The sequence below is a fragment of the Lysobacter sp. TY2-98 genome, from assembly GCF_003367355.1.
In the GTDB taxonomy this organism is placed as follows: domain Bacteria; phylum Pseudomonadota; class Gammaproteobacteria; order Xanthomonadales; family Xanthomonadaceae; genus Cognatilysobacter.
Window position 1 is genome coordinate 2,001,258 of the sequence record NZ_CP031413.1, and the last position, 21,847, is coordinate 2,023,104.

Annotated in this window: 33 protein-coding genes; 3 read left to right on the forward strand and 30 right to left on the reverse strand. The window is 65.2% G+C overall.

Annotation, left to right across the window (positions count from 1 at the left end; all coding sequences use genetic code 11):
* Positions 1 to 38 precede the first annotated feature (38 nt).
* The 3 genes from DWG18_RS09665 to DWG18_RS09675 all read right to left on the reverse strand — a co-directional run bounded on the left by DWG18_RS09665 (position 39) and on the right by DWG18_RS09675 (position 2,138).
* The gene (locus tag DWG18_RS09665) at positions 39 to 1,244 is read right to left on the reverse strand and encodes an aminotransferase class I/II-fold pyridoxal phosphate-dependent enzyme (RefSeq protein ID WP_115646995.1); all 1,206 of its coding nucleotides are present in this window, start codon (positions 1,242 to 1,244) and stop codon (positions 39 to 41) included.
* A 164-nt stretch (positions 1,245 to 1,408) separates the two neighbouring features.
* Positions 1,409 to 1,915: a peptidylprolyl isomerase gene (locus tag DWG18_RS09670; RefSeq protein ID WP_115646996.1), complete on the reverse strand. Its 507-nt coding sequence runs from the start codon at positions 1,913 to 1,915 to the stop codon at positions 1,409 to 1,411.
* 19 nt (positions 1,916 to 1,934) lie between these two features.
* Complete coding sequence (locus tag DWG18_RS09675; protein ID WP_115646997.1) at positions 1,935 to 2,138, reverse strand: hypothetical protein; 204 nt, start codon at positions 2,136 to 2,138, stop codon at positions 1,935 to 1,937.
* A 110-nt stretch (positions 2,139 to 2,248) separates the two neighbouring features.
* Here DWG18_RS09675 and typA point away from each other — a divergent pair, with 110 nt between their 5' ends.
* Genes typA through DWG18_RS09690 form a run of 3 tightly spaced genes read left to right on the forward strand, consistent with a single transcriptional unit; the run spans position 2,249 to position 6,257 of the window.
* On the forward strand, positions 2,249 to 4,078 hold the full coding sequence (gene typA / locus DWG18_RS09680) for a translational GTPase TypA (protein WP_115646998.1): 1,830 nt from the start codon (positions 2,249 to 2,251) through the stop codon (positions 4,076 to 4,078).
* Positions 4,079 to 4,096: 18 nt separating this feature from the next.
* Positions 4,097 to 4,582 carry a DUF2127 domain-containing protein gene (locus DWG18_RS09685; protein WP_115646999.1) on the forward strand — a complete coding sequence of 162 codons (486 nt, stop codon included), beginning with the start codon at positions 4,097 to 4,099 and terminating at the stop codon, positions 4,580 to 4,582.
* A gap of 43 nt (positions 4,583 to 4,625) precedes the next feature.
* Complete coding sequence (locus DWG18_RS09690) at positions 4,626 to 6,257, forward strand: amidase (protein WP_115647000.1); 1,632 nt, start codon at positions 4,626 to 4,628, stop codon at positions 6,255 to 6,257.
* A 116-nt stretch (positions 6,258 to 6,373) separates the two neighbouring features.
* On the opposite strand, the gene DWG18_RS09695 is transcribed toward DWG18_RS09690, so the two are convergent.
* The 27 genes from DWG18_RS09695 to rplD all read right to left on the reverse strand — a co-directional run bounded on the left by DWG18_RS09695 (position 6,374) and on the right by rplD (position 21,837).
* Positions 6,374 to 7,762 carry a 3-deoxy-7-phosphoheptulonate synthase class II gene (locus tag DWG18_RS09695; protein WP_115647001.1) on the reverse strand — a complete coding sequence of 463 codons (1,389 nt, stop codon included), beginning with the start codon at positions 7,760 to 7,762 and terminating at the stop codon, positions 6,374 to 6,376.
* Positions 7,763 to 7,767: 5 nt separating this feature from the next.
* The gene (locus DWG18_RS09700; protein ID WP_115647002.1) at positions 7,768 to 8,274 is read right to left on the reverse strand and encodes a disulfide bond formation protein B; all 507 of its coding nucleotides are present in this window, start codon (positions 8,272 to 8,274) and stop codon (positions 7,768 to 7,770) included.
* Positions 8,275 to 8,572: 298 nt separating this feature from the next.
* A complete protein-coding gene (gene rplQ, locus DWG18_RS09705; RefSeq protein ID WP_115647003.1) occupies positions 8,573 to 8,944 on the reverse strand; it encodes a 50S ribosomal protein L17 in 372 nt (123 codons plus the stop codon).
* A gap of 299 nt (positions 8,945 to 9,243) precedes the next feature.
* Positions 9,244 to 10,242 carry a DNA-directed RNA polymerase subunit alpha gene (gene rpoA / locus DWG18_RS09710; protein ID WP_115647004.1) on the reverse strand — a complete coding sequence of 333 codons (999 nt, stop codon included), beginning with the start codon at positions 10,240 to 10,242 and terminating at the stop codon, positions 9,244 to 9,246.
* 49 nt (positions 10,243 to 10,291) lie between these two features.
* Entirely contained in the window at positions 10,292 to 10,921 is a 630-nt protein-coding gene (rpsD, locus tag DWG18_RS09715; RefSeq protein WP_027082430.1) for a 30S ribosomal protein S4, read from the reverse strand.
* Between the two features lie 13 nt (positions 10,922 to 10,934).
* Positions 10,935 to 11,327, reverse strand: coding sequence for a 30S ribosomal protein S11 (gene rpsK, locus DWG18_RS09720; RefSeq protein WP_027082429.1), 393 nt, complete (start codon positions 11,325 to 11,327; stop codon positions 10,935 to 10,937).
* Positions 11,328 to 11,336: 9 nt separating this feature from the next.
* Entirely contained in the window at positions 11,337 to 11,693 is a 357-nt protein-coding gene (gene rpsM, locus DWG18_RS09725) for a 30S ribosomal protein S13 (RefSeq protein ID WP_115647005.1), read from the reverse strand.
* Positions 11,694 to 12,127: 434 nt separating this feature from the next.
* Positions 12,128 to 13,477, reverse strand: coding sequence for a preprotein translocase subunit SecY (secY, locus tag DWG18_RS09730; RefSeq protein ID WP_115647006.1), 1,350 nt, complete (start codon positions 13,475 to 13,477; stop codon positions 12,128 to 12,130).
* Between the two features lie 7 nt (positions 13,478 to 13,484).
* A complete protein-coding gene (gene rplO, locus DWG18_RS09735) occupies positions 13,485 to 13,922 on the reverse strand; it encodes a 50S ribosomal protein L15 (RefSeq protein WP_115647007.1) in 438 nt (145 codons plus the stop codon).
* A 6-nt stretch (positions 13,923 to 13,928) separates the two neighbouring features.
* Positions 13,929 to 14,129: a 50S ribosomal protein L30 gene (rpmD, locus tag DWG18_RS09740; protein WP_115647008.1), complete on the reverse strand. Its 201-nt coding sequence runs from the start codon at positions 14,127 to 14,129 to the stop codon at positions 13,929 to 13,931.
* Positions 14,122 to 14,661 carry a 30S ribosomal protein S5 gene (gene rpsE / locus DWG18_RS09745; RefSeq protein ID WP_115647009.1) on the reverse strand — a complete coding sequence of 180 codons (540 nt, stop codon included), beginning with the start codon at positions 14,659 to 14,661 and terminating at the stop codon, positions 14,122 to 14,124. Before rpsE ends, rpmD begins: the two co-directional genes overlap by 8 nt.
* 138 nt (positions 14,662 to 14,799) lie before the next feature.
* Positions 14,800 to 15,153 carry a 50S ribosomal protein L18 gene (gene rplR / locus DWG18_RS09750; RefSeq protein ID WP_115647010.1) on the reverse strand — a complete coding sequence of 118 codons (354 nt, stop codon included), beginning with the start codon at positions 15,151 to 15,153 and terminating at the stop codon, positions 14,800 to 14,802.
* Between the two features lie 63 nt (positions 15,154 to 15,216).
* Positions 15,217 to 15,744 (reverse strand): 50S ribosomal protein L6, encoded by a 528-nt coding sequence (rplF, locus tag DWG18_RS09755; RefSeq protein ID WP_115647011.1) that lies wholly within the window; start codon positions 15,742 to 15,744, stop codon positions 15,217 to 15,219.
* A gap of 13 nt (positions 15,745 to 15,757) precedes the next feature.
* Positions 15,758 to 16,156 carry a 30S ribosomal protein S8 gene (gene rpsH / locus DWG18_RS09760; protein ID WP_115647012.1) on the reverse strand — a complete coding sequence of 133 codons (399 nt, stop codon included), beginning with the start codon at positions 16,154 to 16,156 and terminating at the stop codon, positions 15,758 to 15,760.
* A 95-nt stretch (positions 16,157 to 16,251) separates the two neighbouring features.
* On the reverse strand, positions 16,252 to 16,557 hold the full coding sequence (gene rpsN, locus DWG18_RS09765; protein ID WP_115647013.1) for a 30S ribosomal protein S14: 306 nt from the start codon (positions 16,555 to 16,557) through the stop codon (positions 16,252 to 16,254).
* A gap of 18 nt (positions 16,558 to 16,575) precedes the next feature.
* A complete protein-coding gene (rplE, locus tag DWG18_RS09770; RefSeq protein ID WP_115647014.1) occupies positions 16,576 to 17,118 on the reverse strand; it encodes a 50S ribosomal protein L5 in 543 nt (180 codons plus the stop codon).
* A gap of 11 nt (positions 17,119 to 17,129) precedes the next feature.
* Complete coding sequence (rplX, locus tag DWG18_RS09775; protein ID WP_115647015.1) at positions 17,130 to 17,444, reverse strand: 50S ribosomal protein L24; 315 nt, start codon at positions 17,442 to 17,444, stop codon at positions 17,130 to 17,132.
* 14 nt (positions 17,445 to 17,458) lie between these two features.
* The gene (gene rplN / locus DWG18_RS09780) at positions 17,459 to 17,827 is read right to left on the reverse strand and encodes a 50S ribosomal protein L14 (RefSeq protein WP_027082417.1); all 369 of its coding nucleotides are present in this window, start codon (positions 17,825 to 17,827) and stop codon (positions 17,459 to 17,461) included.
* 15 nt (positions 17,828 to 17,842) lie between these two features.
* A complete protein-coding gene (gene rpsQ / locus DWG18_RS09785) occupies positions 17,843 to 18,112 on the reverse strand; it encodes a 30S ribosomal protein S17 (RefSeq protein ID WP_115647016.1) in 270 nt (89 codons plus the stop codon).
* Between the two features lie 9 nt (positions 18,113 to 18,121).
* Complete coding sequence (rpmC, locus tag DWG18_RS09790; protein ID WP_115647017.1) at positions 18,122 to 18,307, reverse strand: 50S ribosomal protein L29; 186 nt, start codon at positions 18,305 to 18,307, stop codon at positions 18,122 to 18,124.
* Positions 18,307 to 18,720 (reverse strand): 50S ribosomal protein L16, encoded by a 414-nt coding sequence (gene rplP / locus DWG18_RS09795; protein WP_115647018.1) that lies wholly within the window; start codon positions 18,718 to 18,720, stop codon positions 18,307 to 18,309. Before rplP ends, rpmC begins: the two co-directional genes overlap by 1 nt.
* Before the next feature lie 6 nt (positions 18,721 to 18,726).
* Positions 18,727 to 19,467: a 30S ribosomal protein S3 gene (rpsC, locus tag DWG18_RS09800; protein WP_115647019.1), complete on the reverse strand. Its 741-nt coding sequence runs from the start codon at positions 19,465 to 19,467 to the stop codon at positions 18,727 to 18,729.
* 14 nt (positions 19,468 to 19,481) lie between these two features.
* Positions 19,482 to 19,817, reverse strand: a complete 336-nt coding sequence (gene rplV, locus DWG18_RS09805; RefSeq protein ID WP_027082412.1) for a 50S ribosomal protein L22 — start codon at positions 19,815 to 19,817, stop codon at positions 19,482 to 19,484.
* Between the two features lie 10 nt (positions 19,818 to 19,827).
* Positions 19,828 to 20,094: a 30S ribosomal protein S19 gene (rpsS, locus tag DWG18_RS09810; protein ID WP_027082411.1), complete on the reverse strand. Its 267-nt coding sequence runs from the start codon at positions 20,092 to 20,094 to the stop codon at positions 19,828 to 19,830.
* A gap of 6 nt (positions 20,095 to 20,100) precedes the next feature.
* Positions 20,101 to 20,928, reverse strand: a complete 828-nt coding sequence (gene rplB, locus DWG18_RS09815) for a 50S ribosomal protein L2 (protein WP_115647020.1) — start codon at positions 20,926 to 20,928, stop codon at positions 20,101 to 20,103.
* A gap of 10 nt (positions 20,929 to 20,938) precedes the next feature.
* Positions 20,939 to 21,235: a 50S ribosomal protein L23 gene (gene rplW, locus DWG18_RS09820; RefSeq protein ID WP_115647021.1), complete on the reverse strand. Its 297-nt coding sequence runs from the start codon at positions 21,233 to 21,235 to the stop codon at positions 20,939 to 20,941.
* The gene (gene rplD / locus DWG18_RS09825; protein ID WP_115647022.1) at positions 21,232 to 21,837 is read right to left on the reverse strand and encodes a 50S ribosomal protein L4; all 606 of its coding nucleotides are present in this window, start codon (positions 21,835 to 21,837) and stop codon (positions 21,232 to 21,234) included. The genes rplW and rplD overlap by 4 nt, the downstream gene beginning before the upstream one ends.
* Positions 21,838 to 21,847: the final 10 nt, after the last annotated feature.

Genomic DNA, 21,847 nt, shown 5'->3' on the forward strand with positions numbered 1-21,847 from the left:
GGCTTGGACGCGGAGCTGAGCGCTTCCGCGTCCATGGATCACACGAGCTCTGCGAAGAATTCGCGGAAGCGCTCGAGGCCCGGCTGCAGTTGCGGCGTCGGGCAGGTGTAGCTGATGCGCAGCGCGCGCGGCTCGCCGAATGCCGAGCCCGGCACGCAGGCCACGCCCTTGGCTTCGAGCAGCGCATTGCAGAAGTCGGCGTCGTTGCTGATCGCGAGACCCGTCGGGCCGTGCGTCTTGCCGAACGCGGCGCTGATGTCCGGGAATGCGTAGAACGCGCCCTGCGGACGCGGGCACTTCACGCCGGGGATGCTGTCCATCACCGCCATGACCTGGTCGCGCTTGGCCTGGAACTCGAGGTTCTTCTGCTGCGGCACGTCCTGCGGACCGGTGAGCGCGGCGATCGCGGCGGCGGTCGTCACTTCGGGCAGGTTGGTGATGTGGTTCGAGTTCATCGTCACGCAGGCCTGCGCGATGACTTCCGGCCCGGCCATGAAACCGACGCGCCAACCCGGCATGCCGTACGTCTTCGACAGCGAGTCGATGAAGATCACACGCTCGCGCAGTTCGGGGCGGGCATGCACGAAGTTGTGATAGCCGATGCCGTCGAACACCATGCGGTTGTAGATGTCGTCGGTGATGACCCACGTGTCGGGGTACTTCACCAGCACGTCGGCGAGCGCGTTGATCTCGTCCTTCGAATAGACCATGCCGGTCGGATTCGAGGGGTTGTTGAAGAGGAACACGCGCGGCTTCTTCGCGAGCGCGGCATCGAGCTGCGCGGGCGTGAGCTTGTAGTTCTGCTCGGCCGGGCACGGCAGCAGGTCGATCTTCGCGTTGACGATCTCGGCGATGTCGACGTAGCTGGTCCAGTACGGCGTCGGGAACGCGATCGTGTCGCCTTCGTCGAGCAACGCTTCGGCGAGGTTGTAGATGACGTGCTTGGCGCCGATGCCCGTCGCGCAGTTGGCGCGCGTGTAACCGGTCAGGCCGATCTCGGCCATGTGCGCGAGGAACGCATCGATCAGCGCGTCGGCGCCGCGGTTGCTGCCGTACTGGCCGCTGTCGTGCTTGAGCGCGTTGGCCGCCGCTTCGTACACATGCGGGCCCGGCAGGAAGTTCGGGACGCCGATCGAGAAGCTGATGATGTCGCGGCCTTCGGCCTTGAGACGCTTGGCCTTTTCGGCGACCTGCATGATCGCGGAGGGCTTGGCGCGACCGATGCGCGAGGCGAGACGGGGCATCGCGGAACCTCGAAAAATACGGCGGTGGAGGCCGGCCGAGGCGCAACGGCGCAGGGGCCGGAACAGGGCCGAAATGGTATCACGTGAAACTATCGGGCCGCGGCGGCCGGCCCGGACGCGACGACGCCCGCCGGATCCCGGCGGGCGTCGCGAAAACGAGTCGCTTACGGGCGCGCGTTGGCGTCGAGCGTCTTGTTCCACTCGGCGACGCGGTCGGCCTTGGCGGCCAGCACGGCGTCGCTGTCACCCTCGATCTTGACCGAGCGGATGATGTCGCCCTGCTTCACCGAGTCGACGATCTCCTGGCCTTCCAGCACCTTGCCGAACACGGTGTGCTTGCCGTCGAGCCACGGCGTGGCGACGTGGGTGATGAAGAACTGGCTGCCGTTGGTGTTCGGGCCGGCGTTGGCCATGGAGAGCACGCCGCGGTCGTGGGTGAGGCCGTTGCGCGCCTCGTCCTCGAACTTGTACCCCGGGCCGCCGGTGCCGGTGCCCTTGGGGCAGCCGCCCTGGATCATGAAATCGTTGATGACGCGGTGGAACGACAGGCCATCGTAGAAGCCGCGCTTGGCGAGGTTCACGAAGTTGGCGACGGTCAGCGGCGCCTTGTCGGCGGCGAGTTCGACGCGGATCGGGCCGCGGTCGGTGTCGAAATGGGCGACGAGGGACATGGAAGCTCCTGGGGGAGTGTTAGCGGGACGATTTTGACGCGTTCGCCGTGCGGACGAATCGCATGATCTGGATGGCGGTGCCCAGCATTGCAAGGCCACCGAGCGCGAAAAGCAGCAGGTGCGTGCCGGGCGGAATCCCTGGCAGATCGATCGCACCGGTGTGGATTAGCAGCCCGGCCAGCACGCACAGGGCGCCGGCAGCGTCGATGGCGATCAGCCACATCGGAAACGGCAGTACGGACGGCTGTTCAGACATGGCGGGCGTCCGCGGCGGCTCGCTGGCTATAATAGCCGGCTTCCCTTCCCTGCTTGCGCCTTAAGGCGTCTCTTCGCATGTCCATCGAACGCCTGCGCAACATCGCCATCGTCGCCCACGTCGACCACGGCAAAACCACTCTGGTCGACTGTCTCCTGAAGCAGTCCGGCACGCTCAACGAGCGCACCGTGCTCGCCGAACGCGTCATGGACAGCAACGACCAGGAAAAGGAACGTGGCATCACGATCCTCTCCAAGAACACTGCCATCACGTGGCAGGGCAACCGCATCAACATCGTCGACACCCCGGGCCACGCCGACTTCGGCGGTGAGGTCGAGCGCGTGCTGTCGATGGTCGACTCGGTGCTGATCCTCGTCGACGCGATGGACGGCCCGATGCCGCAGACCCGCTTCGTCACGCAGAAGGCGTTCGCGATGGGCTTCAAGCCGATCGTCGTCGTCAACAAGATCGACCGCCCGGGCGCGCGTCCGGACTGGGTCATCGACCAGGTGTTCGACCTGTTCGACAAGCTCGGCGCAACCAACGAACAGCTCGACTTCCCGATCGTGTACGCGTCCGCGCTGCACGGTTACGCGAGTCTCGACGACTCCGCGCGCAGCGGCGACATGACCCCGCTCTACGAAGCGATCATGAAGCACGTCGAGCCGCCGAAGGTCGACCTCGATGGCCCGTTCCAGATGCGCATCAGCCAGCTGGACTACAGCAACTTCGTCGGCCTGATCGGCATCGGTCGCGTGCAGCGCGGCAAGGTGCGCACGAACATGCCGGTGAGCGTGGTCGACCGCGAAGGCAAGAAGCGCCAGGGCAAAGTGCTGCAGGTGCTGGGCTTCATGGGCCTCGAGCGTATCGAAGTACCGGAAGCCGGAGCGGGCGACATCATCGCGATCTCCGGCGTGCAGGATCTGAGCATCTCCGACACGGTCTGTGCGCTCGATGCGCCGGAAGCGCTGCCGGCGCTCACCGTCGACGAGCCGACGATCTCGATGACCTTCCAGGTCAACAACTCGCCGTTCGCGGGTAACAAGGATCTGTCGGGCGGCAAGTTCCTGACGAGCCGCCAGCTGCGCGAGCGCCTCGAGCGCGAGACGCTGCACAACGTCGCGCTGAAGGTCGAGGAAGGTTCGGATCCGGACAAGTTCCTGGTCTCGGGCCGCGGCGAACTGCACCTGTCGGTGCTGATCGAGAACATGCGTCGCGAAGGCTACGAGCTCGCGGTGTCGCGCCCGGAAGTCATCATCAAGGAAATCGACGGCCAGCTCATGGAGCCCGTCGAGCAGCTCGTCGTCGACATCGAGGAGCAGCACCAGGGCGGCGTGATGGAAAAGCTGGGCACCCGCAAGGCGCAGCTCAAGAACATGGAATCCGACGGCAAGGGCCGCGTGCGCCTGGACTACATGATCCCGGCGCGCGGCCTGATCGGCTTCCAGAACGAGTTCCGCACGCTCACGCAGGGTTCGGGCCTGCTGTTCCACGTGTTCGACCACTACGGCCCGAAGGAACAGGGCGCGATCGCCAAGCGCATCAACGGCGTGATGATCGCCAATGCCGCGGGCGCGACGCCGGCGTACTCGCTCGGCCCGCTGCAGGAGCGCGGTCGCCTGTTCGCGGCGGAAGGCGACATGGTCTACGAGGGCCAGCTGGTCGGCATCCACTCGAAGGACAACGACCTCACCGTCAACGCGATCAAGACCAAGCCGCTCACCAACATGCGCGCTTCGGGCAAGGATGATGCGATCCAGCTGAGCCCGGCGATCAAGTACTCGCTCGAGCAGGCGCTGGACTTCATCGAGGACGACGAACTCGTCGAAGTCACGCCGAAGGAAATCCGCCTGCGCAAGAAGCTGCTCACCGAGAGCGAGCGCAAGACGGCGTCGCGTCGCGGCTAAGGCGTTAGACTCGCGCCGGTGACGGACCACCCCCGCCCGTACGACACGAATCCGCGCGCCCATCCCGGGTTGCGCGCGATCGCACTGGTCGAAGGCATCAAGGGCCTGCTCGCCCTGTTGGCTGCGAGCGGGCTCGAGATTCTCGGGCCCCTGCCTCTGCGCAATGCGGTGCATGCGCTGATCCGCCATTTCGAACTCAGCTCCACCGATGGCCCGCTCGCCTGGCTTGCCAGCGCGATCAGTTCGGGCACGGTGCATGCGACCGCCGCGATCGCCGCGGCCTACGGCCTGCTGCATCTCGTTGAAGCCTGGGGCCTGTGGCGCGACAAGGCTTGGGCGTCGTGGCTGGGCTGCATTGCCGCGGCGATCTATCTGCCCGCGGACGTGTTCGCGCTGTCGCGCCACTGGGGCTGGGTGACGATGACCGTGCTCGTCGTCAACGTGGTGGTCGTCTACGTGCTCGCACGCGATCTCCTGCGCCGTCGAGCTCGCTTGCCCGGCTGATCGCTTGGGCGGATGCTGGCGCGTCGCCCCACGGAAGACCGCCATGCGCCGCGCCCTGCCCGCCCTCGTCGCCGTACTGGCCGCGGCCGGTTGCGCAACGGTGCCTCCCGCCGAGCCCGATACGGGCGGCCCGACGATGACCGTCACCGCACCCTCGGCCATCAACTTCCACTTCCCGTTTGAAGACGCCGACATCGCGACGCTGTCGGCGCGCATGGCCGATGGCCAGCTCACCAGCCATTCGCTGACGCAGTCCTACCTCGACCGCATCGCCGCGCTCGACGACGGCGGCCCGCGGCTCAACGCCGTGCTGGCGCTCAATCCCCAAGCGCTGCGTGAAGCCGACCAGCGCGACGCCGAACGCCGCGAAGGCCACATCCGCGGCCCGCTGCACGGCATCCCGATCCTGATCAAGGACAACATCGACGCCACGCCGATGGCGACCACCGCCGGTTCGCTCGCGCTCGCCGACCACCGACCCTCGCGCGACGCCGTGCTCGTCGCACGCCTGCGCGCTGCCGGCGCGGTGATCCTCGGCAAGGCCAACCTCAGCGAATGGGCGAATTTCCGCTCGACGCGTTCGATCTCCGGCTGGAGCGGCGTCGGCGGGCAGACACGCAGCCCGTACGCGCTGGATCGCAATCCCTGCGGCTCGAGTTCGGGCAGCGGCACCGCCGTCGCCGCCAGCCTCGCCGCTGCGGCGATCGGCACCGAGACCGACGGCAGCATCATCTGCCCCGCGGCGGTGGCGGGCGTCGTCGGCATCAAGCCGACCGTGGGCCTGGTGAGTCGACGCGGCATCGTGCCGATCTCCTCCAGCCAGGACACTGCAGGGCCGATGGCGAGATCGGTGGCCGACGCGGCGACGCTGCTGTCGGTCATCGCCGCGGCCGACGCGAAAGATCCCGCGAGCGGCGGCAAGGCGCGACCGAAGCCGGTCGACTACACCGCGCATCTCAAGCCCGGCGCACTCACGGGTGCGCGCATCGGCGTGCTGCGCCGGACCGCGAACTATCCGCCGGAAGTCGACGCCGCATTCGATCGCGCGATCGAAGCATTGAAGGCCGCCGGCGCGACCATTGTCGACACCGCCATTCCTACCGCGGGCAAGTGGGACGACGCGGAAAACACGGTGATGCTGGCTGAGTTTCGTCCGAGTCTCGAGTCGTATCTCAAGGACACGGACGCGCCCGTGCGAACTCTGAGCGACATCGTCGAATTCAATCGCACGCACGAATCACAGGAAATGCCCTACTTCGGACAGGACCTGTTCGAGCAGGCGTTGAAAGCACCGGCGTTGTCGTCAGCGGCGTACAGGAAGGCACGCGACGCCGCGCGACAGCTCGCCGGTCCGCAGGGCATCGATGCCGCGCTGAAGAAGCAGAAGCTCGATGCACTCGTCGCACCGTCGACCGGCCCGTCGTGGCGCATCGACACCGTGCTCGGTGATCACTTCAGTGGCGCGGGCTACGGTGCGGCGGCGGTCGCCGGCTATCCGAGCATCAGCGTGCCGATGGGCGATGCGCACGGCCTGCCACTGGGCATCGTCTTCCTCGGCAAGAAGTGGAGCGAGCCGCGACTGATCGAACTCGCGTACGCGTTCGAACAGGCGACGCATGCGCGCACGCCACCGAAGTTCCTGCCCTCGGTCGACGACGCGATGGCGGGACGCTGAGCGGCATCATCGACGGCGCGATCTCCACATCGTTTTCGATCCGCGCATAAACGAACGGTCCGCGCTCTTTCGATCGCGGACCGCGTGATTCGTGTCGCCATTCGACAACCCGCGACTTACACCGGCGCCGTGATCTGCGTCTGCTTGCGCACGATCAGCATCGCGACTTCCAGCGCCTGCTCATAGTTGAGACGTGGATCGACGCAGCTGCGGTACGCGCGTTCAAGGTCGGTCTCGGTCAACTCGCGTGCGCCGCCGAGGCACTCCGTCACGTCCTCGCCAGTGAGTTCGAGATGCACGCCACCGAGGCGCGTGCCCGCCGCGGCATGCAGGTCGAACGCCTGCTCGACTTCGCCCGCGATGTTCGCGAAGCGACGCGTCTTGTAACCGTTCGCGGTCGACTCGGTGTTGCCGTGCATGGGATCGCAGACCCACAGCACGCGGCGACCGTCGCGACGCATCGCCTCCAGCAGGGGCGGCAGCTTCGTCGCGATCTGGGACGCGCCCATGCGATGGATGAAGGTGAGGCGTCCCGGCTCGTCTTCCGGATTCAGCACGTCGACGAGCTTGAGCAGCATGTCGGGCGTCACCGACGGCCCGACCTTCACCGCGATCGGATTGCGAATGCCGCGCAGGAATTCGACGTGCGCGCCATCGATCTGCGCGGTGCGCATGCCGATCCACGGGAAGTGCGTGCTGAGATCGAACCAGCCCCAATTGCGCGGCACCTGGCGCGTGATCGCTTCCTCGTAGGGCAGCAGCAGCGCTTCGTGCGACGTATAGAAGTCGACACGATTGAGGTTGTGCACCTCCTCGCCCGACAGCGTCTCCATGAAGCGCACGGCATCGCCGATCGCGGCGACCATGCGGCGGTATTCGTCGGCGAGCGGCGAGTGACCGACCCAGCCGAGATCCCAGTATTCCGGGTGATGCAGGTCGGCGAAACCGCCGTCGATCAGCGCACGGACGAAGTTCATCGTCATCGCCGAACGCGCATGCGCCTTGATCATGCGACGCGGATCCGGACGTCGCGCATCCGCAGTGAATGCAGGGCCGTTGACGATGTCGCCGCGATAACTCGGCAGGCTCACGCCCTCGATCGTCTCCATGTCGGCGGAGCGCGGCTTGGCGTACTGGCCCGCGAAACGACCTACGCGCACCACGGGCTTTCGCATGCCGTGCACGAGCACCAGCGACATCTGCAGCAGCACTTTCAGGCGATTGGAAATCACCTCCGACGAACACTCGTCGAAGCTCTCTGCGCAATCACCGCCCTGCAGCAGGAAGCGCTTGCCGTCCTGCGCCTCGGCAAGCTGCTGCTTGAGACTGAGGATCTCCCACGACGTCACCAACGGCGGCAGGCGACGCAGCTCGGCGAGTGCGGCTTCGAGCTCGCCGGCGTCGGCGTACTGCGGCATCTGCGTCGCGGCGCGCGTGCGCCACGACTGCGCGCTCCACTCACGTGGAAGCGTTACAGCCTGCAGGTTGGGATCATTCGTTGCCATGCATGTCACCTACGACGAAACGCTGCGAATGCGATCCACAGCGCGAGCACCACCAAACAGACCAGCGTCCAGACCGGCATCGACTGGCCGAGGAACGTCCACTCGATCTTCGCGCACTGGCCGTCGCCGGTCAGTACTTTGCGGATGAGCTTGATGAACGGCAGCGTCTCGCGCAGGAACGCGAACGGCGGGCCGCAGGACGGGATCTGATCCGGCGGCAGATGCTGGATCCACACGTGGCGTCCGGCGACACCGATGCCCGCCAGCGCCGGAATCAGCGCGAGCACGCCCCAGGCGCGACGTCCGCCCGGCCGCTTGGGTCCCACCAGCCCACCGATCAGGAAGACGACGCCGAGCGACATCACCGCGATGCGCTGGAAGATACACAGCGGGCACGGCTCGAGCCCGAGCACGTGCTCGGCATAGAGCGCATACGCCATGAGCGCGACGCAGGCGGCGAAGCCCAGCAGGAACTGGGTGCGGAATGACGCGCGGAACGGATTGAGAGTCATGTGACGACGTGAACCCCGGATGCGGCCATGGTCGCAGGGCGGCGCGCGCTAAGCAAAGCGCGGAAGGTCATGACGGTCGCGGATTTCGGCCGAGCTGGCGCAGACGAATGGCTTTCGACGCTGCGCATCACCAGTTCCGCGGCGCACTGCGCCTTCACTCGGTTCGCCGTCGTTCTGGCCACGGCATCCACCCAACAAGGCAACCGGCACGCATGCCCGGGAAACGAAAAACCCCGGCATCGGCCGGGGCTTCCGTGCGATCGGCAGCGCAAGCCACCGATCGAAAACTCAGCAACGCTTACTGCGCAGCGTCCGGACGGTCGACGAGCTCGACGTACGCCATCGGGGCGTTGTCGCCGGCGCGGAAGCCGCACTTCAGGATGCGCAGGTAGCCGCCCGGACGCTCGCGGTAACGCGGGCCGAGCTCGATGAACAGCTTGCCCACCGCTTCCTTGTCGCGCAGGCGCGAGAACGCAAGGCGGCGATTGGCGACGCCGTCGGTCTTGCCGAGCGTGATGAGCGGCTCAGCGACGCGGCGGAGCTCCTTGGCCTTCGGGAGCGTGGTACGGATCAGGCCCGTCTTGATCAGCGACGCGGCCATGTTGGTGAACATGGCATCGCGGTGCGCGCTGGTGCGGCTGAACTTGCGGCCGGCTTTCTGGTGGCGCATGGCGTTGGATTCCTAGTGAATGTTGGAACTGCTGGATTTCGCTGTCGCCATCCCGGCGCTGGAGCTGTGGACTGCGGATGGTCCGATTCCGATCGTCCTGACCGGATGGCCGCGCACTTCTGGGTGCGTCGGCGGGTGGTGCGGTGCTTCTGTGTCGACGCCACGACCGGTGAGGATCGTGGCGTCATTTCAAGCGAAGCGACTCGAAGCGCCTTGACGTTTCTCGTCGCCCTGCCCGCGCCAGCGGCGCGGGCCTGATCTCAAGCCGCGCGGCGGTGCCGCGCAAGCTTGGCTTGTGATCAGCCCATCATCCCGTGCGAGGCGACACCGGCCGGCGGCCAGTTCTCCAGACGCATGCCGAGGGCAAGACCGCGCTGCGCGAGCACTTCCTTGATCTCGGTGAGCGACTTCTTGCCCAGGTTCGGGGTCTTGAGCAGCTCGACTTCGGTCTTCTGGATCAGGTCGCCGACGTAGTAGATGTTCTCGGCCTTGAGGCAGTTGGCCGAACGCACCGTCAGTTCGAGATCGTCGATCGGACGCAGCAGCAGCGGGTCAACGCCACCGGTCGCCGGCTTCGCCGCACCGCGCTCGCGGTGGGTGAAGTCGCCGAACACCGACAGCTGGTCGGTGAGGATGTCGGCCGCGGTGCGGACGGCTTCCTCGGCATCGATCGTGCCGTTGGTTTCGATGTCGAGCACCAGCTTGTCGAGGTCGGTGCGCTGTTCGACGCGCGCAGCTTCCACAGCGTAGGCAACGCGACGGACCGGCGAGAACGACGCATCCAGCATCAGGCGACCGATGGCGCGGGTCTCCTCGTCCGGACGGCGACGCGCGGCGGCCGGCTGGTAGCCATAGCCACGCTCGATCTTCAGACGCATGTTGAGCGCGGTGTCCTTGGTCAGGTGCGCGACAACGTGTTCCGGATTGATGATCTCGACGTTGTGGTCGGTGCGGATGTCACCGGCGGTGATGACGCCCGGGCCCGACTTGTTGAGCGACAGCATCGCGCTGTCACCCGTGTGCATGCGAATCGCGACGTCCTTGAGATTCAGCAGAACCTCGAGCACATCCTCTTCGAGGCCTTCGACCGTGGTGTACTCGTGGAGCACGCCATCGATCTCCACCTCGGTAATTGCGAACCCGGGGATCGACGAAAGCAGGACGCGGCGCAGCGCATTGCCGAGGGTGTGGCCGTAGCCGCGCTCCAGCGGCTCGATCACGACCTTGGCGCGATTGCCGGTCAGGCGCTCGATCTGGGGACCACGCGGGCGCAATACCTGGTTGGCGGTAACCGTCATGTTGTGGCTTCTCCTGGGGGCCGACGTCGTCACGCCGGCCCGGATGAAATTACTTCGAGTACAACTCGACGATGAGCGCTTCGTTGATGTCGGCCGGCAGGTCTGCACGGTCCGGAACCGACTTGAAGACGCCGGCGAACTTCTTCGCGTCGACTTCGATCCACGACGGCGACAGGTCCATCTGCTGGGCGACCGTCAGGGCCTCCTGCACACGGAGCTGCTTCTGCGCGCGCTCGGCGAGAGCGATCGCATCACCGGCCTTCACCTGGTACGACGGCAGATTGACGATCTTGCCGTTGACGGTGACACCGCGGTGGCTGACCAGCTGGCGCGCGGCAGCGCGCGTCACGGCAAAGCCCATGCGGTAGATGACGTTGTCGAGACGCGTCTCGAGAAGCTGCAGCAGGTTCTCGCCGGTGTTGCCCTTCCGGTTCGAAGCCTTCTTGTAGTAGTTGCGGAACTGACGCTCCAGCAGGCCGTAAATACGCTTGACCTTCTGCTTCTCGCGAAGCTGGGTGGCGTAGTCGGACAGCTTGCCCTTGCGGGCGGTGGCGCCGTGCTGGCCGGGCTTCTGCTCGAGCTTGCACTTCGAGTCGAGGGCGCGGGCCGGCGACTTCAGGCTGAGGTCGGCGCCTTCGCGGCGCGCGAGCTTACAGGTAGGACCGATATAGCGTGCCATGTCTTATTCCTCCTCAGACGCGGCGCTTCTTCGGCGGACGGCATCCGTTGTGCGGGATGGGCGTCACGTCGATGATGTTGAGGATCTTGTAGCCGACGTTGTTGAGCGAACGTACGGCCGACTCACGACCCGGACCCGGGCCCTTGATGCGGACTTCCAGCGCCTTGACGCCGTAATCCATCGCGGCGCGACCGGCCTTTTCGGCGGCGACCTGCGCGGCGAACGGGGTCGACTTGCGCGAACCGCGGAAACCCGCGCCGCCCGACGTCGCCCACGAGAGCGCGTTGCCCTGGCGGTCGGTGATCGTGATGATGGTGTTGTTGAACGAAGCGTGGACGTGCGCGATGCCGTCGGTGACGACGCGCTTGATCTTCTTCTTCGGAGCTTTCGCGGCAGGCTTGGCCATGTCGGTTCCTTACTTCTTGATGGCCTTGCGCGGACCCTTGCGGGTGCGTGCATTGGTCCGGGTGCGCTGGCCGCGCAGCGGCAGGCCGCGGCGGTGACGGAGGCCGCGGTAGCAACCGAGGTCCATCAAGCGCTTGATCGCCATACCGATCTCGCGGCGGAGGTCACCCTCGACCACGAACTTGCCGATCTCGCCACGAAGGCGCTCGACTTCCGGCTCCGACAGGTCGCGGATCTTGGTCGTCGGCTTGACGCCGGCCGACTCGCAGACCTGCTTGGAACGGGTACGGCCGATGCCGTAGATGCTCTGCAGCCCCACCCAGACGTGCTTCTGGGCAGGCAGGTTTACACCTGCAATACGCGCCATGAGGCGATCTCCAAACTGAAATGCGCCAGGCTCGCGCCCGGCGGTGAACTCTCGAGAAAAACCCGAAATTGGTGTGTCCCGGCTTGCTTGGAGCCGACGCGATGACCCGCTTCGACCCGGCATGGGGAGTGTGCCCATGCTCCGGCGACGAACCCCGGCTGTACCGGACAGCGCGGCGAACCGCCCTGCCCGGCCCCGCGCGCTCCTCAGGCGCGCGTATGGCCAAGGGTCCACCCGTGCGCGGGACTGCCGCCCGGGTCGCCCATGTGCGGCCGCCGACTCAGAGGTCAACGCACCGCGTCGTGTTCCGTTTCGCCGTCCAGGCCGGGGTTCAAACCGATCGGCCGTCCTGGCCCTGAAGCAGCTGAGCGCTACTCAGCGCGCCATTATGCCACCAAAGTGGGGGCTGTGCAGCCCGCGTGACGCCGCCAGCCTCAGCGGCCGCGATTGCCGCCGCGCAGGTTGGCCTTCTTGAGCAGGCTTTCGTACTGGTGCGACATCAGGTGCGCCTGGATCTGCGCGATGAAGTCCATCACCACCACGACCACGATGAGCAGCGACGTACCGCCAAAGTAGAACGAGGTACCGAGCTGCGTGCGCATGATTTCCGGCAACAGGCAGACCAGCACCAGATACAGCGCACCGGCGGCCGTGAGGCGGGTCAGCACGCCATCGATGTAGTCGGCGGTCGAGCGACCCGGGCGAATGCCCGGAATCAACGCGCCGGACTTCTTCAGGTTCTCGGCGGTTTCCTGCGAGTTGAAGACGAGCGCGGTGTAGAAGAACGAGAAGCCGATGATCAGCGCCGCATACAGGATCATGTGCAACGGCTCGCCCGGCGACAGCATCTGGCTGACTTTGAGCAGCCACGACTGCGAATTGTTCTGGCTGAACCACGTCGCCGCGGTCGCCGGGAACATCACGATGCTCGACGCGAAGATCGCCGGGATGACGCCCGACATGTTGAGCTTGAGCGGCAGGAACGACGACTGGTTCTGGTACGCGTTGCGACCGCCCTGGCGGCGCGCGTAGTTCACCGTGATGCGGCGCTGGCCGCGCTCGACGAACACCACGAAGTACGTGAAACCGAGCACCAGCGCGACAGTGACCAGCGCGGAGGGCGCGCTCATGTCGCCGTCGCGGATCTGGCCGAGCATGTTGATCACTTCGGCCGGGATGCGCGACACGATGCCGGCGAAGATCAGCAGCGAAATACCGTTGCCGATGCCCCGCTCGGTGATCTGCTCACCGAGCCACATCAGGAACAGCGTGCCGGCGGTCAGTGCGACCACGGCCGTAATCACGAAGCCGGGACCGCCGGCATAGACGACCGGCGTGCCGCCCGGAGCCGTCGCGGTCTGCAGCCACGTGGCAATGCCCCAAGCCTGGAAGACGGCCAGCGGAATCGTGCCGAGGCGCGACCACTGATTGATCTTGCGACGACCCGACTCGCCTTCCTTCTGGATGGCCTTCAGGCTCGGCACGATCTGCGTCAGCAGCTGGACGACGATCGACGCCGAGATATACGGCGCGACGTTGAGGGCAAACAGGCTGAGGCGGTGCAGCGCACCGCCCGAGAACATGTTGAACATGTCGACGATCGTCCCCTGACGGGTCGACATGAAGTCGACCATCGCCTGGGGATTCACGCCCGGGACCGGGACGTAGCAGCCAATTCGGTAGACGATCAGCGCCGCGACGACGAACAGCAGTCGCTGGCGGAGCTCGGTGAACTTGCCGAGACCGCCACCGAGGCCGGCCATCGAATTGCTGCTACGCGCCATCAGGCCCTTACTCCGAGATCGAACCGCCAGCGGCTTCGAGCGCCGCCTTCGCGCCAGCCGTAGCCGACACACCCTTGAGGGTGAAGGCCTTGGTGACGTCGCCCTTCTTCACCACCTTCACCTTCTTCGCGTTCGGCGGGACGAGGCCCGCTTCCTTCAGCGAGGTGATGGTGATTTCGCCGGCTTCAAGACCGTCGAGTGCGTACAGCAGCACCTCGGCGGATTCCTTGGCCGTCGTCGAGCGGAAGCCGATCTTCGGCAGGCGACGCTGCATCGGCATCTGACCGCCTTCGAAGCCCGCCTTGATCTTGCCCTTGCCCGAGCGCGCGAACGAGCCCTTGTGGCCGCGGCCGCAGGTCTTGCCCAGGCCGGAACCGATACCGCGACCGACGCGCTTGGGCTCGGTACGCGCGCCCTCACCGGGCTGCAGAGTGTTGAGACGCATGGTCGATTACTCCTCGACGCGAACGAGGTAGTGAACCTTATTGATCAGACCGCGCACCTGCGGGCTGTCCTTCAGTTCACGCACATCGTTGAGCTTGTTGAGACCCAGCGCGCGCACCGACAGACGATGAATCGACTGCGTGCCGCGAAGACCCTTGACCAGACGGACCTTCACGGTGCCGCCCTCGACAGACTGGTTCTTAGCCATGGACCAGGTCCTCCACCTTCTTGCCGCGCTTGGCCGCGATCTGCGACGGCGACCGGATGTCGGTCAGGCCGCGCATCGTGGCGCGCACGAGGTTGATCGGATTGCGCGAACCGACGGCCTTGGCGAGGACGTTCTTGACGCCCGCCGCTTCGAGCACGGCACGCATCGCGCCGCCGGCGATCACGCCGGTACCTTCGGACGCGGGCTGCATGAACACGCGAGCCGCGCCGTGGCCGGCCTTGACCGTGTGCCACAACGTGCCGTTGTTCAGATCGACATTGGTCATCGACTTGCGCGCGTGCTCCATCGACTTCTGGATCGCGACCGGCACTTCGCGCGCCTTGCCGTAACCGAAGCCGACCTTGCCATTGCCGTCGCCGACCACCGTCAGTGCGGTGAAGGTGAACTGGCGACCACCCTTGACGGTCTTGCTGACGCGATTGACCGCGATCAGCTTCTCGATCATGCCGTCGTCGATTTCTTCGCGGTTGCGATCACGATCGCGGCCGCGGCTCTGACGCTCTTCTGCCATTTGAGTATCTCGGTAGTTGAAAGGACTTGCGGCTTTGCCGCTTATCGTTGTGATGTACCGCGGGCGTACCGACGGCGCGGAAATCCGCGCCGACGTCCGATGCTCAACCGCACCGGCGGGGTGAACGGCGAACCGTTCTTAGAACTGCAGGCCACCTTCGCGGGCAGCATCGGCGAGCGCCTTGATGCGGCCGTGGTAGCGGTAACCCGACCGATCGAACGCGATCTTCTCAATGCCTGCGGCCTTGGCCTTCTCGGCGATCGCGCGGCCGACCTTGGCGGCGGCGTCGGCGTTCTTGCCGTTCTTCAAGCCGTCCTTGATGTCCGACTGGAGGGTCGACGCCGAAGCGAGGACCTTCGACCCGTCGGCCGAGAAGATCTGGGCGTACAGGTGCTGACCGGTGCGCAGCACCGACAGGCGCGGCACGCCGAGCACACGGATGTGCGAGCGAGTCGACTTGGCGCGGCGAAGGCGGGCGATTTTCTTAAGCATGGTCTTGTCCTCGAAAGCTGAAGGCGGAAGGTCCGGCGCCGCGTTCGGCGGCGCCCGGCCGGATTAGGCCTTCTTGGCTTCCTTACGAATGATCACTTCGCCCGCGTACTTCACGCCCTTGCCCTTGTAGGGCTCCGGCGGACGGAAGCCACGGATCTTGGCGGCGACTTCGCCGACGCGCTGCTTGTCAGCGCCCGTCACCACGATTTCCGTCTGCGACGGCGTGGCGATGGTGATGCCTTCCGGCGCCGGGAACAGGACCGGGTGCGAGAAACCCAGCGACAGGTTCAGGTCCTTGCCCTGCATCGACGCGCGGTAACCGACGCCGACCAGCTCGAGCTTGCGCTCGAAACCTTCCGAAACGCCCTTCACCATGTTGGCGAGGATGGCGCGCAGCGTGCCGGTGAGCGGAATCAGCGCGGCGTCTTCGGTGGTGAACACGGCGGTGCCGTCTTCGACCTTGACCTGGATCGCGGCCGGCTTGGCGACGCTCAGCGTGCCCTTCGGACCCTTGGCGCTGATCGATTCGGCCTGGACATTGAGCTCGACACCCTTCGGCAGGGCGATCGGCTTCTTGGCAACTCGGGACATGTCTATTCCTCCCTTAGGCCACGAAGCACAGGACTTCGCCGCCGACGCCCTGCTGGCGCGCCTGCGAGTCGGTCATGATGCCCTTCGAGGTGGAGATGATGGCGACGCCGAGGCCGTTGAGCACCTTCGGCAGCTCCGACTTGCCGCGGTACTGGCGGCGGCTCGAACGCGAGAAGCGCTCCAGACGCTCGATCACCGGACGGCCTTCGTAATACTTCAGCGCGATCTCGAGCTCGGTCTTGCCGGCGCCCGCTTCAGCGGTACGGTAGTCGAGGATGTAGCCCTCGTCCTTCAGCACCTTGGCGATTGCGACCTTGACCTTCGAGGACGGCAGGGTGACCGACTGCTTGCGCACGGCAGCCGCATTCTTGATGCGGACCAGCATGTCGGCGATGGGATCAGTCATGCTCATGAGAGTTTCCTTATGAGAAGCACCGATATCCGCGGGATTGCGAATTTCAGTTGTAAGCCGCGGCGGATCGCTCCGCCGCGGTGAAGCCGGCTAGTTTACCAGCTTGCCTTGCGCAGACCAGGCACGTCGCCGTTCATGGTCGCCTTGCGAAGCATGTTGCGGCCGAGGCCGAACTTGCGATAGACGCCGCGCGGACGGCCCGACAGCTCGCAGCGGTTGCGCTGACGGCTCGGCGAGGAGTCACGCGGAAGCTTCTGCAGCTTGACGACGGCGTCCATCTTGTCGTCATACGAAGCGGTGGTGCTGGCGATGATCTTCTTGAGCTCGATGCGCTTCGCGCCGTAGCGCTTGGCGAGCTTCGCGCGCTTGATCTCGCGGTTGACCATGGAGGTCTTGGCCATGTGTGTCGTCCTGTGGGATCAGTTGCGGAACGGGAAGCGGAACGCTTCGAGCAGCGCCTTGGCTTCGGCGTCGGTCTTCGCGGTGGTGGTGATCGCGATGTCCATGCCACGCAGCGCGTCGACCTGGTCGAAATCGATCTCCGGGAAGATGATCTGTTCCTTGACGCCCATGTTGTAGTTGCCGCGGCCGTCGAACGACTTGCCCGACACGCCGCGGAAGTCGCGGACGCGCGGCAGCGAGATGTTCACGAGACGGTCGAGGAACTCGAACATCTTGGCCCGACGCAGCGTGACCTTGGCGCCGATCGGCCAGCCGTCGCGGATCTTGAACGAAGCGACCGACACGCGGCTCTTCGTCACGATCGGCTTCTGACCAGCGATCTTGGTCATGTCAGCGACGGCGTTTTCGAGGATCTTCTTGTTCGTGGCGGCTTCGCCCACGCCCATGTTGATCGTGATCTTGCTCAGGCGCGGCACTTCCATCGGGTTCTTGTAGCCGAACTTCTGGATGAGCTGCGGGACGACTTCGTCCTTGTAGAACTTTTCGAGACGGGTGGTCATTTCTGCATTCCTCAGGCGTCAACCGCCTCACCGCTGGAGCGGAACACACGCAATTTGCGTCCATCCTCCAGCACCTTGAAAGCAACGCGCTCGCCCTTGCCCGTCGCCGGGTTGAAGACCATCACGTTGGACGCGTGGATCGGCGCTTCGCGCTCGATCACGCCACCCGGCTGACCCGCCTGCGGGTTCGGCTTGGTGTGGCGCTTGACCACGTTGACGTTGGACACGACGACCTTGTCGCCGAGCACGCGGACGACTTCGCCCTGCTTGCCCTTGTCCTTGCCGGTAATGACGACGACCTGGTCGCCCTTGCGGATACGGTTCATGAGTCTTCCTCCGCTCAGAGCACTTCAGGGGCGAGCGACACGATCTTCATGAACTTTTCGGTACGCAGCTCGCGCGTGACCGGTCCGAAGATGCGGGTGCCGATCGGCTCCTGCTTGTTGTTGAGCAGCACGGCGGCATTGCCGTCGAAACGAATCAGCGAACCGTCGGGACGACGGACGCCCTTGCGGGTGCGCACGACGACGGCGTCGTACACGTCACCCTTCTTCACCTTGCCGCGCGGAATGGCGTCCTTGACGGACACCTTGATGATGTCACCGATGCCGGCGTAACGGCGCTTCGAGCCGCCCAGCACCTTGATGCACATCACTTCCTTCGCGCCGGAGTTGTCGGCCACGTCGAGGTAGCTCTGCATCTGGATCATGTTTCGCTCCTCCTCTTAGCCGGCCGCGCGGGTGACGATCTGCACCACGCGCCAGTTCTTGGTCTTCGACATCGGCGCGATTTCCTGCAGGCGAACGACGTCGCCCTCGTTGCAGGAGTTGTCAGCGTCGTGCGCGTGCAGCTTGGTCGAGCGGCGGATGTACTTGCCGTACAGCGCGTGCTTGACCTGGCGCTCGATGAGCACAGTGACGGTCTTGTCCATCTTGTTGCTGACGACGCGACCTTCGACCGTGCGAATCGCCTTCTCTGTATTGTTGTCGGTCATGGCGGGTCCTTACTTGTTCTGGCCCAGCAGCATCTTCGTGCGAGCGATCTCGCGACGGACGCGGCGGACGTCATGGCTCTTGGCGAGCTGGCCGGTGGCCTGCTGCATGCGGAGCGCGAATTGCTCCTTGTGCAGGTCGGTCAGGTGGGCATTCAGCTCGTCGGCCGACTTCGTGCGGAGTTCCTTGAGGTCCATTAGCGCACCGTGCGGGTAACGAAAGTGGTGGTCACGGAGAGCTTCGCCGAGGCAAGACGGAACGCTTCGCGCGCAACTTCCTCGCTGACGCCCTCGATCTCGTAAATCATGCGGCCCGGCTGGATCTGCGCGACCCAGTACTCGACGTTGCCCTTACCCGAGCCCATTCGGACTTCGATCGGCTTCTGGGTAATCGGCTTGTCGGGGAACACGCGGATCCACATCTTGCCGCCACGCTTCACGTAACGGCTGATCGCACGACGTGCCGCTTCGATCTGACGCGCGGTGAGCTGGCCGTGGGCGGTTGCCTTCAGACCGAACTCGCCGAAGCTGACAGCGTTGGCGCTCCACGCCAGGCCGTCATTGCGGCCCTTGTGCATCTTGCGGAATTTGGTTCGCTTGGGTTGCAGCATGGCGAATTACCTCTGCTCGCGGTCGCGACGATCACGACGATCGCCCCGGTCACCGCGCTCGGAGCGCTCGCCGCGCGGCGACGAGTTCTCTTCCTGCTTCTCCTGGCCCACCTGGGAGAAGTCGAACACTTCGCCCTTGTAGATCCAGCACTTGATACCGATGATCCCGTACGTGGTCTTCGCTTCGGCGAAGCCGTAGTCGATATCGGCGCGAAGGGTGTGCAGCGGCACGCGGCCTTCGCGGTACCACTCCGAACGGGCGATTTCCGCACCGTTGAGGCGGCCAGCCACGTTGACCTTGATGCCCAGCGCACCGAGGCGCATCGCGTTGCCGACCGCACGCTTCATCGCACGACGGAACATGATGCGGCGCTCGAGCTGCTGCGCGATCGATTCGGCGACGAGCTGCGCGTCGAGCTCCGGCTTGCGGACCTCGGACACGTTGATGTGCGCCGGAACGCCCATCACGTCGCTGACTTCCTTACGCAGCTTCTCGATGTCTTCGCCACGCTTGCCGATCACCACGCCCGGACGGGCGGTGTGAATCGTGACGCGCGCGTTGTTCGCGGGACGCTCGATCAGGATCTTCGAGATGCCGGCCGCGGCCAGCTTCTTGCGAAGCAGTTCACGGACCTTGAGGTCGGCGGCCAGGTAGCCGGCGTACTGCTTCTTGTTGGCGAACCACTTCGAGTTCCAGTCCTTGGCGATGCCGAGACGGATACCGGTGGGATGAACTTTATGACCCATAGTCAGTCTCCGCCTTACTTGCCCGCGCCCACGACCACAGTGATGTGGCTGGTGCGCTTGAGGATGCGGGTGCCGCGGCCTTTGGCCCGCGCCATGAAGCGCTTCAGCGTCGGACCTTCGTCGACCATGATGGTCTTGACGCGCAGGTCGTCGGCATCCGCGCCGAGGTTATTCTCGGCGTTCGAAGCAGCGGAGAACACGACCTTGTAGATCATGCCCGCGACCTTCTTGTCGGAGAACTTGAGGAGGCTGAGGGCGCGCTCGACCGGCAGGCCACGGACCTGGTCGGCGACGAGGCGGGCCTTCTGGGGGGAGATGCGCGCGCTGCGCAGGATGGCTTTCGCTTCCATGGTCATCTCCTTACTTCGACTTCTTGTCCGCGACATGACCCTTGAACGTCCGGGTCATGGCGAACTCGCCGAGCTTGTGACCGACCATGTTCTCGTTGACGAGAACCGGGATGTGATTCTTCCCGTTATGGACGGCGATCGTGAAGCCGATCATTTCCGGCAGCACGGTCGAACGACGCGACCAGGTCTTGATCGGCTTCTTGTTGTTACCCGCGGTCTCCACCTTCTTGATGAGGTGGTGGTCGACGAACGGGCCCTTCTTGAGTGAACGTGGCATGGCCGATTAGCTCCTGCGGTCGCGGACGATGAACTGCGCGGTCCGCTTGTTCTTGCGGGTCTTGTAACCCTTGGTCGGGACACCCCAGGGGGTGACCGGATGCGGATTACCCTGGCCTGCCTTCGCCTCACCACCACCGTGCGGGTGGTCGACCGGGTTCATGGCGGCGCCGCGGACGGTCGGCTTGACGCCGCGCCAACGCTTCGCACCGGCCTTGCCCAGCTTCTCGAGGTTGTGCTCGTCGTTACCGACTTCGCCGATCGTGGCGCAGCATTCGGCCGGCACCTTGCGCATCTCACCGGAGCGAAGACGCAGCGTGGCGTAACCCTGCTCACGCGCAACCAGCTGCACGCCAGCACCCGCCGCACGCGCGATCTGCGCGCCCTTGCCCGGCTTCATCTCGATGCAATGCACCGTGGAGCCGACCGGAATGTTGGTGAGCGGCAGCGTGTTGCCCGCGCGGATCGGCGCATCACGGCCCGCGATCACCTGATCGCCGGTCTTGAGGCCCTTCGGCGCGATGATGTAGCGGCGCTCACCATCGACGTAGCACAGCAGCGCGATGTGCGCGGTGCGGTTCGGATCGTATTCGATCCGCTCGACACGGGCCGGAATACCGACCTTGTCGCGCTTGAAGTCGATGATGCGGTAGTGCTGCTTGTGGCCACCACCGATGTGACGGGTGGTGATGCGGCCGTGGTGGTTACGACCACCGGTCTTGCCCTGCTTCTCCACGAGGCCCTGGTACGGGTCGCCCTTGTGGAGGCCGGGGGTCACCACGCGGACCGCGCTACGGCGACCGGCAGAGGTGGGCTTGAAGGTCATCAATGGCATCGATCTATCCTCAGGCCGTGGCCATCACGTCGATGGACTGGCCTTCGGCCAGCGTGACGTAGGCCTTGCGCCAATCGCTGCGGCGGCCCATGCGGAACTTGAAGGCCTTGTTCTTGCCCTTCACGTTGACCACGTTCACCGCACGGACATTCACGCCGAAAATCTTCTCGACGGCTTCCTTGATCTCGATCTTGTTGGCTTCCGTCGAAACCTCGAACACGTACTGGTTCGAGACTTCCTGCAGACGGGCCGTCTTTTCCGAGATGCGCGGCGCGCGGATGATGCTGTAGAGCTTGGCGTCGTTCATGCCAGCCACTCCTCGATCTTCTTGACGGCCTCGGTCGTGAACACGACGGAGTCGGCGCCGACGAGCGCGACCGGATCGAGGCCCTGGACATCACGGACTTCGACGTACGGCAGGTTGCGCGCCGACAGGTACAGGTTCTCCGTCGCGTCCTCGGTGACGATGAGCGGACGGCGGCCGGTGCCGAGATCCTTGAGCTTGGCGATCAGACCCTTGGTCTTCGGCGCGTCCAGCTCGAGCGTCTCGACGACGGACAGACGGCCCTGACGGTTGAGCTCCGACAGGATCGACGCCATCGCGGCGCGATACATCTTGCGGTTGACCTTCTGCGCGAAGCTGCGCGGCTTGGCCGCGAACGTCACGCCGCCGCCGACGAAGATCGGAGCGGTCAGGGCGCCGTGACGTGCACCGCCACCCTTCTGCTTCTTCGACTTCTTCGTGGTGCCGTTCACTTCGGCGCGCGTCTTCTGCGCCTTCGTGCCCGAGCGACCGGCGTTGCGGTAGGCGACGACGACCTGATGCACCAGGTCTTCGCTGAAATCACGGCCGAAGACGGCGTCGGAGACCGAGAGCGTCTTGCCGCTGTTGTTAATGGCGAGTTCCATCGTCTTCTCC